This is a genomic window from Candidatus Terasakiella magnetica, from assembly GCF_900093605.1.
Taxonomy (GTDB): Bacteria; Pseudomonadota; Alphaproteobacteria; order Rhodospirillales; family Terasakiellaceae; genus Terasakiella; species Terasakiella magnetica.
In genome coordinates this window covers 168,613-183,267 of sequence record NZ_FLYE01000044.1, presented here as the reverse complement: position 1 = coordinate 183,267, position 14,655 = coordinate 168,613, and the positions used below count along the sequence as shown (strand labels likewise).

13 protein-coding genes are annotated in these 14,655 nt (G+C 48.7%); 12 read left to right on the top strand and 1 reads right to left on the bottom strand.

From position 1 onward, the window contains the following. Nucleotides 1-89: 89 nt before the first annotated feature. Nucleotides 90-914 (top strand): alpha/beta fold hydrolase, encoded by an 825-nt coding sequence (locus MTBPR1_RS13035; RefSeq protein ID WP_069189451.1) that lies wholly within the window; start codon nt 90-92, stop codon nt 912-914. Nucleotides 915-961: 47 nt separating this feature from the next. On the opposite strand, the gene MTBPR1_RS13030 is transcribed toward MTBPR1_RS13035, so the two are convergent. Next, nucleotides 962-1,744, bottom strand: a complete 783-nt coding sequence (locus tag MTBPR1_RS13030; RefSeq protein WP_069189450.1) for a 3-hydroxybutyrate dehydrogenase — start codon at nt 1,742-1,744, stop codon at nt 962-964. 561 nt (nt 1,745-2,305) lie between these two features. On the opposite strand from MTBPR1_RS13030, the gene MTBPR1_RS13025 reads away from it, so the two are divergent. From MTBPR1_RS13025 to murC, 11 genes are read left to right on the top strand one after another with little or no spacing between them, the layout of a single operon-like run. Further along, entirely contained in the window at nt 2,306-2,773 is a 468-nt protein-coding gene (locus MTBPR1_RS13025) for a division/cell wall cluster transcriptional repressor MraZ (RefSeq protein ID WP_069189449.1), read from the top strand. Then, nucleotides 2,770-3,711, top strand: coding sequence for a 16S rRNA (cytosine(1402)-N(4))-methyltransferase RsmH (gene rsmH / locus MTBPR1_RS13020; protein WP_069189448.1), 942 nt, complete (start codon nt 2,770-2,772; stop codon nt 3,709-3,711). The genes MTBPR1_RS13025 and rsmH overlap by 4 nt, the downstream gene beginning before the upstream one ends. Then, a complete protein-coding gene (gene ftsL / locus MTBPR1_RS13015) occupies nt 3,708-4,028 on the top strand; it encodes a cell division protein FtsL (RefSeq protein WP_069189447.1) in 321 nt (106 codons plus the stop codon). The genes rsmH and ftsL overlap by 4 nt, the downstream gene beginning before the upstream one ends. Before the next feature lie 3 nt (nt 4,029-4,031). Then, nucleotides 4,032-5,723 carry a peptidoglycan D,D-transpeptidase FtsI family protein gene (locus MTBPR1_RS13010; protein WP_069189446.1) on the top strand — a complete coding sequence of 564 codons (1,692 nt, stop codon included), beginning with the start codon at nt 4,032-4,034 and terminating at the stop codon, nt 5,721-5,723. A 4-nt stretch (nt 5,724-5,727) separates the two neighbouring features. Then, complete coding sequence (locus tag MTBPR1_RS13005; RefSeq protein WP_069189445.1) at nt 5,728-7,149, top strand: UDP-N-acetylmuramoyl-L-alanyl-D-glutamate--2,6-diaminopimelate ligase; 1,422 nt, start codon at nt 5,728-5,730, stop codon at nt 7,147-7,149. Beyond that, the gene (locus tag MTBPR1_RS13000; protein WP_069189444.1) at nt 7,142-8,533 is read left to right on the top strand and encodes a UDP-N-acetylmuramoyl-tripeptide--D-alanyl-D-alanine ligase; all 1,392 of its coding nucleotides are present in this window, start codon (nt 7,142-7,144) and stop codon (nt 8,531-8,533) included. Before MTBPR1_RS13005 ends, MTBPR1_RS13000 begins: the two co-directional genes overlap by 8 nt. A 20-nt stretch (nt 8,534-8,553) precedes the next feature. Further along, on the top strand, nt 8,554-9,639 hold the full coding sequence (mraY, locus tag MTBPR1_RS12995; protein WP_069189443.1) for a phospho-N-acetylmuramoyl-pentapeptide-transferase: 1,086 nt from the start codon (nt 8,554-8,556) through the stop codon (nt 9,637-9,639). Nucleotides 9,640-9,652: 13 nt separating this feature from the next. After that, nucleotides 9,653-11,008, top strand: coding sequence for a UDP-N-acetylmuramoyl-L-alanine--D-glutamate ligase (gene murD, locus MTBPR1_RS12990; RefSeq protein WP_069189442.1), 1,356 nt, complete (start codon nt 9,653-9,655; stop codon nt 11,006-11,008). Then, nucleotides 11,009-12,127, top strand: a complete 1,119-nt coding sequence (gene ftsW / locus MTBPR1_RS12985; protein ID WP_069189441.1) for a putative lipid II flippase FtsW — start codon at nt 11,009-11,011, stop codon at nt 12,125-12,127. Further along, nucleotides 12,124-13,227, top strand: a complete 1,104-nt coding sequence (murG, locus tag MTBPR1_RS12980) for an undecaprenyldiphospho-muramoylpentapeptide beta-N-acetylglucosaminyltransferase (RefSeq protein WP_069189440.1) — start codon at nt 12,124-12,126, stop codon at nt 13,225-13,227. Before ftsW ends, murG begins: the two co-directional genes overlap by 4 nt. An 11-nt stretch (nt 13,228-13,238) precedes the next feature. Then, nucleotides 13,239-14,651, top strand: coding sequence for a UDP-N-acetylmuramate--L-alanine ligase (murC, locus tag MTBPR1_RS12975; RefSeq protein ID WP_069189439.1), 1,413 nt, complete (start codon nt 13,239-13,241; stop codon nt 14,649-14,651). Nucleotides 14,652-14,655 lie beyond the last annotated feature (4 nt).

Here is a 14,655-nt window from a genome sequence, read left to right as displayed (position 1 = left end):
AAATTTATTGGAAATCTTGATGCATTTATCTCAAAATGTGTTTTAAATAGCTCTTAACAAACATGAAAACATCGAGATAGACCGAAAATATGTTTCCAACGAATATCGGCAATCAGCTTTTTCTTAATATCCAAGGTCAAGGCCCAGCCCTGATCCTGCTGCACAGCTGGTGCGGTTCTCACTTGGAATGGGCAAAACTCATGCCCGAACTTTCAAAACACTTTACGGTTTATGCATGGGATGCACGTGGGCACGGTCGCTCACAACTCACCTCAAAGCCGCCCTACACGCTGGAGCATTTGGCAGATGACCTCAATGATCTCATCAGCGAAAACAATCTGGTAAAACCCATGATCGTCGGCCATTCCATGGGCGCCTTTATCATGTGGAAGTATCTGGAAAAATACGGTCAGGATAATGTTTCCAAAATCGGCATCATTGACCAGACGCCAAAACTGGTCACCGATGACACATGGGAATATGGTATTTACGGGCGCTTTAACGAGCGCGACAACCGTATTTTCATGTTTTCCATGCAGGAAGATTTTTCAGAATGCGTGCTTAAACTCGCCGCTTTTGGTCATAACCATGCCACACGTAAAAAATATGCCGAAGATACCAAAGGCATTAAGGCGACACGTAACCTCTTAAAAGCCTACGACCCAAAGCCGCTAATCGAGATTTGGAAAGAGCTTACTGAATCTGATTTTCGCACGCTGCTCACTGAGCTTAAAATCCCCACCCTGCTAATCTATGGGGAAAAGAGCAATTATTACGGCAAATCAACAGCTGAATTTGTCCATAATTCCATTGGCGATAGTACGCTCCATTTATATGAAGATGCGGACCATTCCCCGCACCTCAAACAGCCGGAACGTTTCATTCAGGATTTACTGGAATTCTCCAAGAAATAAAACGCACACCATTCCCGAACTTACTCAGGAATGGTGTTTTGCTTTTCTTATTGCGCTGTCCAGCCGCCATCCAATGTCAGGGTTGTGCCTGTCATCTGACTTGCCGCATCTGAACAAAGATAAACCGCCGTATCGCCAAGCTGCTTGGGTGTGACAAACTCTTTTGAGGGTTGTTTTTCAGACAAAAGATCTTTTGCCTCTTCTTCAACCGTGCGTCCTGATTTATCAGCGCGCATTACAATTTGGTCTTCCACAAGCGGCGTGCGCACCCAGCCCGGGCAAATCGTATTGGCCGTAATACCTGTTTCAGCCGTTTCCAAAGCGCAGACCTTGGTTAGACCGATCAAGCCATGTTTGCTCGCCACATAGGCCGATTTATTCACCGAAGCCACCTGCCCATGAGCAGATGAGACATTGATCACACGGCCCCAATTCTTCGCCTTCATATCAGGCAAAGCCAAACGCATCACATGAAAAGCGGCGCTTAGGTTAAGGGAAAGCAGTAGGTCCCATTTTTCAGGGTCAAAATCTTCAATGGGTGAAACATGCTGCATACCGGCATTATTCACCACAATATCAACACTACCAAATTCCTGCTTGGTATTACTCATCATGGTTTCAATATGGTCAAGCTTCGAGAGGTCAGCGGCTTGGAACAGCACTTTGCCCGAACCCAACTTATCTAGGTCCGCACAGATTTTATCTGTCTGTTCTGTCTGCTTGCGCCCATTAATGACCACATTACAATTTTGCTCACACAATGATGTGGCAATGCCCAAACCGATCCCGCTTGTTGAACCCGTTACAATTGCTGTCTTACCTGAAAGCATAGATACTTTCTCCCACTCTTGATTTTGTTTGATAGTCGAACATTTAATCCAAGAGGTCAAGGCAAGAAATAACTTCCTATCTTGAGAAAATAGAATCCATGCAAAGGCTTCATTTCTTCAGCTTAAAATGAGTTGCTCGCTCCTACTTCTCCCGCTCATAAAAAGGACAGCTTTAAACCCAAGCTCTCGAGCTTCTTTTTTCTAATACTTTTGCCACTTTTTGAGCAAACCATAAGAAACCTTTGATCTCGTTCACTTTTTCTAAAGGTTATACATATAAGCAGGAATGCCTGCGCCCATATATAGTGCTAATATAATTTCTTTACCCTAGATATTGTTTTAAGCCTTCCTATAGCCCCTTATTTTCTGCGGCTTTTCCCATCATTTTGCGTTGACCTCCCATTAAATCCCATGGTATCCCATATTATCCCATCGAATAATAGGGTCAGCCCATCCGTTAACAATGGTCTTTCCCGCACAACCTCGGTTTCTAACCGATAAGCGCAGTATTTTTCAATGGGAATGGTTTGGAACTCTTATTAGATATAGGCATAAGCCACCATGGCACTGTTTGTCGGAAGGCATCTAAATAAAATAGATAAAAAGGGGCGCACTTCCGTTCCTAAGCCTTTCCGCGCGTCTTTTGAGACCCAATCTTTTCGCGGGATGTATGCCTACCCATCCTTTAAATTCCCCGCGATTGCCGCTTGCGGCGAAGAGTTCATGACCCTTTTATCTGACAGCCTGACTGCTGAAACCGACTTTTTCTCTGATGATCAAGACGATTTAGCAGCTGTTATTTTAGAAAACGCCAACCAGCTTTCTTTTGATACGGAAGGCCGTGTGATTATCCCTCAAGAGCTTCTTGAACATGCCGGTATTACAGACCAAGCCCTGTTTGTCGGGCGGGGGCGCGAGATTTTCATTTGGGAACCAAATGCTTATGAAGCCCATGCTAAAGAAGCCTTCAGCCGTGCAAAAGCAGCCAAACGCACTTTAAAGATAAAAGTAAAGGGAGATGAAACATGAGTGGTCACATCCCTGTCCTTTTAAAAGAAATTGTTGAAGCCGTGGCCCCTCAAGATGATGACATCATCATTGATGGCACTTTTGGTGGTGGCGGCTACACCAAAGCCATACTGGACGGTGCACGTTGCCGGGTCTTTGGCATTGATCGCGACCCCGATGCAATTGAGCGGGGAAAAGCCTTATCCAAAACGCTGGATAACCGGCTGGAAATGTTTGAGGGCTGCTATGGCGACATGGCGGCCCTTGTGAATCAAAAGGTGAACGCCGTCGTTCTGGATATAGGAGTCTCTTCCTTTCAGATCGATGAGGCTGATCGCGGTTTTTCATTTCGCGAAGATGGCCCCCTTGATATGCGCATGGCCCAAAGCGGGGAAAGCGCAGCCGACGTGGTGAATACTTACGAAGAAAAAGAACTCGCTGACATCATTTATAAATATGGTGAAGAGCGTCATTCGCGCCGCGTGGCAAAAGCCATTGTTGAAGCGCGCCGTGAAGAAAAAATCACCACCACAGGCCAATTGGCAAAAATTGTGCGCTCTGTTGTGTGGCAAGCCAAAGACAAGATTGATCCCGCTACACGCACTTTTCAAGGTTTGCGCATTTATGTAAATGATGAATTAGGTGAGTTGATGCGTGGCTTGGCAGCTGCTGAAGAGCTGCTTTTGCCCGGTGGTCGTCTGGTTGTGGTGACCTTCCATTCCTTGGAAGATCGCATTGTGAAAAAATTCTTCAAAGAGCGCAGTGGCGGTAATGCACGCACCAACCGTTACATGCCTGATGGCGGTGATACGGGCCCGCAAGCAACCTTTAAAATCATCAACCGCAAACCGGTTGCACCAAGTGAGGAAGAATGCCGTGAAAACCCACGCGCACGCTCTTCAAAACTGCGCGCGGGCTTGCGCACAGAAGCGCCAACTTGGACAGGAGAGGCCGCATGACACGTTTGACCATCGCCCTTACTGTCGTTTTAGCCATTGTTCTTTCCATTGGTGTCTTTCGCATCACTTATCAGGTCGATGCCTTGGAAAAAGAGCTACGCGCCCTTAACAAAGAGATTTTGCAAGAACAAGAAACCATCCATATCTTAAAAGCGGAATGGAGCTACCTAAACGATCCAAGCCGCTTGGAAGACCTTGCTAAGCGCTACCTCGGGCTTGAGGAAATGCGCGGTGAGCAACTCATCAATATGGATATGTTTGATAAGCAGGTTCTAACGCCTGATCCTAAAGTTCAACCGACAAAGGTGGAGCGATAGCACATGGAACTTAGGGGGGCTAGGGTCAAGCAACTGCGCAATAAACGCGCTATTGATACAGGGCATAACCGCACGCTTGTTGCTGGTGCGATTTTTGCTGTGCTGTTTGTTGTTTTGGCAGGTCGCGTGGTTGACCTTTCTCTGCTTAGTGGTCATCAAGAACCCAAGCTGGTTCACAGCCCTGAAAGTGAAAATGTCGATGCGGTGCGCGCAAATATCGTTGATCGCAACGGTGTTTTAATCGCCACTTCTTTACCCACAGACTCCCTGATTGTGGATTCAAAAGCCTTTTTAAATGCGGGAGAAGACCCAACAGAAGCCGCTATCAAACTTGCCCGTATCTTACCAGAACTCAGCATCGGCAAGACCGTTAAAAAGCTAAACTCAGGTAAGCGTTTTGATTATCTGGTACGCACCTTAACGCCTAACCAGAAACACCAAGTCAACCAGCTTGGCATTCCCGGTCTAGATTACCAGCGCGAAGAACGTCGCACCTATCCACACGGCCCGACAATGGCCCATGTTCTTGGTTTTACTGATGTGGATGGTCGCGGCATTTCAGGAATTGAAAAAAGCTTTAACCATCAACTGACAAGCCCGGGCGGCACGTTAGACCTTGCTATTGATGTGCGTGTCCAATCGGTGATGCGCAATGCCTTGCAAGATGCCATTGATGAATTTAAAGCCATCGGCGGGGCCGGTGTGGTTATGGACATTCAAACAGGGGAGCTTCTCTCGCTCGTCTCTTTGCCAGACTTTGACCCCAACAACACCAGTTCATTAAAAGATAACACCAGCTTTAACCGCGCCACAAAAGGCGTTTATGAAATGGGCTCCATCTTCAAGCTGTTTAACACAGCCATGGCCCTTGATAGCGGTGTGGTTAATCTAAAAGATAGCTTTGATGCGACCAAGCCGTTAAAAATCGGTCGCTTCCAAATTCGGGACTTCCATGCCAAAAACCGTCATTTAAGCGTCCCTGAAATTCTGGTTTTCTCTTCCAATATCGGCTCAGCCCAAATTGCCGTACAAGCTGGCACGCGCCTACAACGTGATTATCTTGGGCGTTTCGGCCTGCTCAATGCGTCTTCACTGGAAATCCCTGAAGTGGGCGCACCGCTTTATCCCGCCACATGGCGCAAGGCCAACACCATGACCATTGCTTATGGTCACGGCATTGCCATTACCCCGCTGCAACTCACCAGTGCAGTGGGCGCGGTTGCCAATGGTGGCTTGTTACATCAACCGACATTGTTAAAGCTGGAAAATGAGGAAGACCGCATTGAGGGCCAGCGCGTAATTTCTAAAGCGACCTCAGATCAGATGCGCAAACTCATGCGTCTTGTGGTCTTGCAAGGCTCCGGTAAAAAAGCCAATTCTAAATTCTATCGTGTAGGCGGAAAAACGGGCACAGCGGATAAGCAACAAAACGGCACCTATAACCGCCGTTCGCGCATTTCATCCTTTGCCGCTGTTTTCCCGATGGAAAATCCAAAATATGCCGTACTTGCCATGGTGGATGAACCCGTTGGCAATAAAAAGACATTTGGTTATGCCACTGCGGGCTGGGTTGCAGCCCCTGTTATTAAAAAAGTTGTAGACCGCATTGGCCCCATGCTTGGCCTGCAACCCTCAAACGTTGATGAGGAAGCCTATAAACCCGGCGACCCTCTCTTTATTCGTGTGAAAGGATAAAGACATGGTCATGCTTGATAACCTCATCCCTGAACTTGAAGAGAATATGGAAATCACCGGTATCACGGTTGATTCCAGAAAAGTAAAACCCGGCTTTCTTTTTGCTGCCCTTCCCGGTTCCAACGTTGATGGACGCAGCTTTATTCCACAGGCCGTTGAAAATGGCGCCCGTGTGGTTCTGGTAAACCGGGACGACGGTGAGATGGAAGCCATTGAGGGCGTTATTTTTGTTTATGATAAAAACCCGCGCCTGCGCTTTGCAGATATCGCGGCGAGTTTTTATGAAAAACAACCCAGAATGACCGCGGCAATTACAGGTACAAATGGCAAAAGTTCTTGTGTGACTTTTGTGCGCCAGATGTGGTCTATGCTGGGTGAGCAAGCCGCCAGTATCGGCACCCTTGGCATCACGGCACCCGGGCTTGATATTTCAGGTGGCTTAACCACACCTGATCCGGCAGGCCTGCATGAACGCCTTGATGAAATTGCAAAACTCGGCGTCACCCATCTGGCTATGGAAGCCTCAAGCCATGGGCTTGATCAGTTCCGCATGGATGGGGTGAATGTACGCATTGCCGCCTTTACTAACCTCAGCCGTGACCATCTGGATTACCATGGCGATATGGCAAGCTATTTGGCAGCGAAAAAACGTCTTTTCAGCGAGCTATTGCGCCCGGGTGGCAAGGCTGTTTTAAATGCAGATGCGCCAGAGTTTGATGAGCTGGTTGACGAACTGGACGGCTATAGCCAAAAAGTCATTTCCTATGGCAAAAAAGGCGAAACCATCTGTTTAAAAGAGGCCACCCCTTGCCCTGAGGGTCAAAAACTCAGCCTTGAAATTGACGGTGAGACCTACACCCTCACCTTGCCACTGGCAGGATATTTTCAAGCTGAAAACGCGCTTTGTTCACTCGGCGTTGTGATGGCTTCAGGCGCAAATGCCGCTGATTGTGTGCCTTTGCTTGAAAAGCTTGAAGGCGTGCCCGGTCGCATGGAATTGATCGGCAAGGGCGTCTATGTAGATTATGCCCACACACCGGATGCCCTTCAAACGGTCCTAAAAGCACTGCGCCCCCATACGGATGGTAAACTGTGTGTTGTCTTTGGCTGTGGTGGCGATCGTGATCGTGGGAAGCGCCCTGAAATGGGTCGCATTGCCACTGAAAATGCCGATATCATTTATGTCACAGACGACAACCCGCGTGGCGAAGATGCCGCCAGCATTCGTGCTGAGATCATGCCTGCTTGCCCAACGGCCCATGAAATTGGTGATCGCAAAGACGCCATTAGCCAAGCCATTGCCAATTTAAATGAAGGCGATGTTCTTTTAATCGCGGGTAAAGGCCATGAAACGGGCCAGATCGTTGGTGATAAAGTGCTTCCTTTTGATGACCGTGCGCTTGCAAAGGAGGTCATAAATGGCTGATATCCTTTGGACAGCACAAGAAGCCGCCCTTGCAACAGATGGTACGCCTTTTGGCGATTGGGAATGTACAGGCATTTCAATTGATAGTCGCAACATTGAAAAAGGCGATCTATTTATTGCCCTTAAAGGTCCAAGCTTTGATGGTCATAAGTTCGTGCGCAATGCCCTTAAAGCAGGTGCAGCAGCCGCAATCGTTTCGCAAGTCCCAAATGATTGCCGTGAAGACGAGAATCTCCTACTGGTAAAAGACACCACAAAGGCCTTAGAAGATTTAGGCTATGTGGCACGTTCCAGAAGCGATGCAAAAATTGTTGCTGTCACAGGCAGTGTCGGCAAAACAGGCGTGAAAGAAGCCCTTGCCAGCGTGCTTTCCAAACAAGGTAAAACCCATGCGACCCTTGGCAATTTAAACAACCATTTCGGCCTGCCGCTTACCTTGGCCCGAATGGCGCGCGATTGTGATTTCGCCGTTTTGGAACTGGGCATGAACCACGCAGGTGAACTCAGCGTTCTTTCTGAAATGGCTGAACCCGATGTTGCCGTCATTACAACGATTGCACCCGCTCATCTGGAAAATTTCAAATCCATTGCTGATATTGCCGATGCGAAATGCGAAATTTTCACAGGCCTTAAAAAAGGCGGTTGTGCAGTCATTAATGCAGACAACGAATTTCATTCCCGCATGATGCAGTCCTCTATTAAACATGGCGCAGGCAACATTTATTCCTTTGGTCAGGACCATGGTGATTTCACCGTGATTAAAGCAGAGAAAAACCAAAATGGAAGCGGCACGCATATTAAAGCGGACCTTCATGGCAAGCTGATTGATTACACCATTGCCCATGATGGCACCCATTGGGTATCTAACAGCCTCGCTGTACTGGCAAGTGTTTGCGCCCTTGATGGGGATATTGAAAAGGCCGCCCATGATCTGGCCCACCTCACCCAACTGAAAGGGCGCGGCGCAGTTCATAATGTTGATTTATCCGGTGGTTCCATCCGCATTATTGATGAAAGTTATAATGCAAATGATGCCTCCATGCGCGCAGCCCTTGATGTGCTTTCCCATCAAGAAGGTCGCCGCATCGCTGTGCTTGGCGACATGTTAGAACTCGGCCCTGATGAAATTGCGATCCACCATGGGCTGATTGATGCCTGTGAAAACATTGATCTGGTTTTCACCTGTGGCCCCTTGATGAAACATTTACATGATGCGCTTGCCCAAAATAAACGCGGCGCTCATGCCACAAGTGCCGATCACCTTGCCCCGCTGGTTCTTCAAGCTGTCCAGCCCGGTGATGTGATCAGTATTAAAAGTTCGCGCGGCTCTCGCACCGATCTGGTGCTTGATGCTTTGCTAGATTTGCAACCCAATAGGACTTGAGAAGAAAGAGACTTAAACACATGCTATATCACCTCCTCTTTCCTTTGGCCGATCAAATTCCGGTCTTTAACCTGTTTCGCTATCTGACATTCAGAACAGGCGGTGCGGTTATGACAGCAATGATTATTGCTTTTATCATCGGTCCAAAAATGATCCATTGGTTGCGTCAATGGCAGGGCCAAGGCCAGCCGATTCGTGATGATGGGCCAGAAAGCCACCTTAAAAAACAAGGCACACCCACCATGGGCGGGATCATGATCCTGTCTTCCATGTCGATTTCTGTTTTATTATGGGCTGACCTGTCCAACCCTTATATCTGGTCGGTGATGCTGGTGACATTGGGCTATGGGCTTATTGGTTTTGCCGATGATTACCTTAAAGTTTCAAAGAAAAACACCAAGGGCCTGCCCGGTAAAATGAAGCTTTTAGGCCAGCTTGTCTTTGCCGGCATTGCTTCTGTCATCATTGCAAGTGTTCAACCTGAAACACTCAACACCCATCTGGCTTTGCCATTTTTTAAAGATGTGTTGCTTAATTTTGGTTGGTTCTTCCCTGTTTTTGCCATCGTCGTGATGATCGGTTCTTCCAATGCGGTCAACCTAACAGACGGGCTTGACGGTTTGGCAACGGTTCCGGTGATTATTGCCACGGGCGTTTTTGCCATTATCTCTTATCTGGTGGGTCACTTCGTTTTCTCAAGCTATCTGCAAATCCATCACGTGCCGGGTGCAGGTGAGCTTGCCATCATTTGCGCGGCTGTCATTGGCGGTTGTATCGGCTTTCTCTGGTTTAATGCCCCGCCTGCCATGGTGTTTATGGGCGATACGGGCTCACTTGCCCTTGGGGGCACCCTTGGGTCCATCGCCGTTGTGGTTAAACACGAATTGGTCCTCGCCATCGTGGGCGGCCTGTTTGTTTTAGAAACCGTTTCAGTCATTGTTCAGGTGGCCTCCTTCAAACTCACGGGCAAGCGCGTCTTTAAGATGGCGCCGCTACATCACCATTATGAAAAAAAGGGCTGGCAAGAACCCACCATTGTTATTCGTTTTTGGATTATCGCTTTGATTTTGGGCCTCATTGGCCTTGCCACATTGAAGCTGCGTTAAGGAAGTAACTCACGTGATCATTCCCACCACATATAAAGGCAAAACTGTTGCTGTTTTAGGGCTTGGTAAATCCGGCCTTTCAGCCATGCGCGCGCTTAAAGAAGCCGGCGCAACTGTTTTAGCATGGGATGATACATCTGAGCGTGATGATCTGATTGATCTGACCAAAGCAGACTGGAACACAATCGACCTCTTGGTCATGAGCCCGGGCATCCCCCACACCTTCCCCACCCCACATCCGGTGGCAGAACTGGCACGCGCCCATAATGTGGCAATTGTCTGTGATGTGGAATTGCTCATTCAGGCCCAACCCCAAGCCAAATATATTGCCATTACCGGCACAAACGGTAAATCAACCACCACCGCACTGATCGCCCATATTTTAGATGTGGCAGGCCTTGATGTGGAAGTGGGCGGCAATCTTGGCATTCCCGCGCTTGATCTGGAAGCCTTGGATGAAGATGGTGTTTATGTGCTGGAGCTTTCCTCTTATCAGTTAGAACGCACGCCTTCGCTTTGTGCCGATGTGGCTGTTTGGCTCAACATCAGTGCAGACCATCTGGATCGCCACGGTGGGCTTGAAGGCTATATTGCAGCCAAGAAAAACATCTTTGCCAACCAAAGCAGCGAACAGTTCGCCATCATCGGTATCGATGATGAGCATAGCGCCGCTGTCTTTAATGAGGCAGAGCTTACAAAAGCAAAACGCATTGCCATTTCAGCAACTGGTCCGGTTGATGACGGTATTTTCAGCGATGAAGATGTCTTAATTGATGAAGCTTTTTGTGAAGATGGGGAACAGGTCATGGACCTTTCTTCTGTTCGCACCCTGCAAGGGCGTCATAACCAGCAAAATGCCGCAACTGCTTATGCAGCCTGCGTTGGCGTTGGGGCTGCCCCTGAATGGATCGTGCGCGGTATTGCCAGTTTCCCCGGTCTTGAACATCGCCAAGAAATCGTCACAACTGTGAACGGTGTCTTGTTCATCAATGACAGCAAAGCCACCAATGCGGACGCTACATCCAAAGCCTTGGGCGCATATGAAGATATTTACTGGATTGCAGGCGGTCAGGCCAAAGAAGGCGGGATTGAGCAGCTTTTAAGTGAGCTTGGCGGTATTAAAAAAGCCTATCTCATTGGTGAAGCAGAAAAAGATTTTGCCAAAACCTTAGAAGGCCAGCTTAAGTATCAAACATGCCAGACATTGGACGTGGCAACAAAAGCGGCTTTCGCAGATGCCAAAGAAAACGGTGGTGTGATTTTACTCTCACCAGCCTGTGCCTCTTGGGACCAGTTTAAAAGTTTTGAAGCGCGCGGCGATGCCTTTAAAGAAATCGTTGCCCAAATTCAAGAAGGGGAGGCTGCGTAAATGGTCATCTTCTCTCGTGTAGATACAAGTATTATGAGCCGCTGGTGGTGGACGGTCGATCGCTGGTTGCTGACTTCTATTTTATTGATTGTAGCCTGTGGTGCGATTTTAACATTGGCCGCCAGCCCGCCTGTGGCTGCACGCCTTGATCTGGGCACCTATCACTTTGCCATTCGTCAGTTTGCTTACTTGCCTTTGGCCTTGCTCACCATGATTGTGGTTTCCCTTATGGAACCCGTCATGATCAGGCGTTTAGCAACATTAGCCTTTATCTGCTTTATCGCCTTAACCATCAGCACTCATTTCCTCGGGGCTGAGATCAAAGGGGCCTCGCGTTGGATATCTTTTGCAGGCTTTACCATTCAGCCTTCTGAATTTTTAAAACCGACTTTTGCAGTTGTGGCTGCATGGATGTTTTCTGAATGGCGAAAAGACAATAACTTCCCCGGTCATTATATCTGCGTTGCCCTGTTTGTGATGGTTGCCGCCCTACTTGTTACCCAACCCGATTTCGGCATGACAGCAGTGATCTCAGCGGTTTGGGGCATGCAATTCTTCTTGGCAGGCTTACCTGTCTTCTTTGTCGTGCTGGTTGCCTTTGTCTTCATGTCGGGCTCCATGATCGCATATCTGACAGTCGATCACGTTAAAAGCCGGGTTGATCGTTTTCTTGATCCTGCCAGTGGTGATAATTATCAAATCACCCGCTCCCTTGAAGCTTTTCAAAATGGCGGGCTGTTTGGTACAGGCCCGGGTGAAGGCGATATCAAACATGTGCTTCCCGATGCCCATACGGATTTCATCTTTGCCGTGGCTGGTGAAGAGTTCGGCCTGATCGCTTGCCTGTTTATCATTGGCCTGTTTGCAACTGTTGTCTTGCGCGGTTTTTCACGCATGTTTCGCGAAGACAACCTGTTTGTCCTGCTTGCTGTTGGCGGGCTGGTTACCCAGTTTGGCTTGCAAGCGGTGATTAATATGGCCTCGACCACACATTTGATGCCCACCAAGGGCATGACATTGCCGTTTATCTCTTATGGCGGCTCGTCCCTTTTATCCTTGGCCCTTGGCATGGGCATGCTGCTTTCTTTAACACGACGTCGCGCCGGAGGTGACTTATGAGCGATACCAAGCCACTTGTAATTTTAGCCGCAGGCGGTACAGGCGGGCATGTTTTCCCGGCTGAAAGTCTGGCAAGCGAGCTGCAAAAACGCGGCTATCGTCTGGCTTTATTTACAGATAAGCGCGGTGGTAACTACAGCGGCGTTCTTGGCGGGCTGGAAACAAAACACATTTCCGCAGGGGGTGTGGCTGGTCGTGGTTTCTTTGGCAAGGTTCGCTCTGCCCTGTCACTGGCTTATGGTACGTTTCAAGCCAAACGCTTGCTCGGTAAAATGGGGCCAAGTGTGGTTGTTGGCTTTGGCGGCTATGCCTCTGTTCCGACCATGATTGCCGCTTCCATTGGTGGTTTTGCCTCCATGATCCATGAACAAAATGCGGTACTTGGTCGTGCCAATCGATTGCTCGCACCAAAGGTGAAACGTATTTGCACCTCATTTGAACATGTCGATCATATTGGTGAAGTTGGTGCTGATAAGGTCACGTTCACAGGTATGCCTGTTCGTGAGAACATCCTTGCGCTACGTTCCACGGCCTATACAAGCCTTGATGAAAGCTCCCCCATTGAAGTGCTCATTCTTGGTGGATCCCAAGGCGCGCAGGTCTTTAGTGATGTGTTGCCAGAAAGTTTTGCCAAACTGCCGCCAAATATGCGCGAGCGTTTGCACATTACCCAGCAATGTCGCCCAGAACTTTTAGATGATACCCGCAAAGCTTATAAGCGCAATGGCATGAAAGCCACGCTTGAAAGCTTCTTTGATGATGTGCCTGAACGTTTGGCAAAAACCCATTTGCTGATTGCGCGCTCAGGTGCCTCCACCTGCGCTGAAGTCACAGCGGTGGGTCGCCCGTCTATTTTGGTGCCCTACCCTTATGCGATTGATGATCATCAGTCACGCAATGCTCATGCCATTGATGAAGCAGGCGCAGGCTGGCTCATGCCCCAAGAAGCCTTTGATGCAGACATTCTGGCTGATCGCTTGGAAGCCCTATTTAGCGAACCCCAAACACTTAACAACACCGCAGCAGCAAGCCTGAACGCCGGTCGCCCAGATGCGGCATCACGTTTGGCAGATGCTGTTGAAGAATTAATCGAGGTTTAAAGAGAAAACTTATGAAATCACTCCCTCTTTCCATTGGCACCCTACATTTTGTCGGTATCGGCGGTATCGGTATGAGCGGCATTGCCGAAATTCTCCATAACCTCGGCTATAGCGTTCAAGGTAGTGACCTTAATGATAACGCCAATGTCCAGCGCTTGCGCGAACTTGGCATCAAGGTCTTTGTCGGTCATGCTGAAGAAAATGCCAAAGACGCCCAAGTCGTTGTTATCTCATCAGCGGTTAAGGCAGATAACCCAGAAGTGGTTCATGCCCGTCATAACCTCATCCCAGTTGTGCGCCGTGCTGAAATGCTGGCTGAACTCATGCGTCTTAAAGCCTCCATCGCGGTGGGCGGCACCCATGGTAAAACCACTACAACCACCATTATCGCCACCTTGCTTGATGCCGCAGAAATGGACCCGACGGTCATTAATGGCGGGATCATCAATGCCTATGGCACCAACGCACGTTTGGGTGAAGGTGATTGGTTGGTAGCTGAAGCCGATGAGTCTGATGGTACCTTTATTAAACTGCCTGCAGCATGTGCCGTTGTCACCAACATCGATCCTGAGCATCTTGATCACTATGGTGATTTTGATACCTTGCGCGCAGCGTTTGATACCTTTGTTCAAAATATCCCGTTTTACGGTTTTGCCGCCCTATGTATTGATCATGCTGAAGTTCAAGCCATGATCCCACGGGTGTCTGATCGCAAAATCATCACCTATGGCTTTTCTCCCCAAGCAGATGTGCGCGCAACCAACGTGGATATGGGCGCAGATGGCGTGCGTTTTGATGTGACCATCACCCCACGTGGTGAGGGTGAAGCCCGCACCATTGAGGGGCTGCACTTCCCAATGCTGGGGGAACATAACGTTCAAAACAGTTTGGCTGCTGTTTGTGTCGGGCTTGAGCTGGGCATGAGTGATGCGACCATTCGCAAAGGCCTTTCAGATTTTAGCGGTGTAAAACGTCGTTTCACAAAGACTGGTGAAATTGATGGCATCACGGTAATTGATGATTATGCCCATCACCCTGTTGAAATTTCCTCTGTCTTAAAAGCGGCGCGCGGCGCAGGGCGTGGCAAGGTGCATGCTGTTGTGCAGCCTCACCGCTACACACGTCTGCGTGATCTTTTTGAAGAATTTTCCACCTGCTTTAACGATGCCGACACTGTGATTGTGGCTGATGTGTTCCCCGCAGGTGAACAACCCCTTGAAGGTATTGATAAAAACAGCCTGTCTGAAAGCCTGATTTCCCATGGTCATCGCCATGTAATTGCCCTTGAAAGCCAAGACGCCCTTGCAGGTGTGATCAACGACATCGCAGGCCCGGGTGATTATGTGGTTTGCTGTGGTGCAGGCAATATTTCAGCATGGGCTTATGCGCTTCCTGATCAACTTACAAAAGTAAAAGAGGGTTAATTTC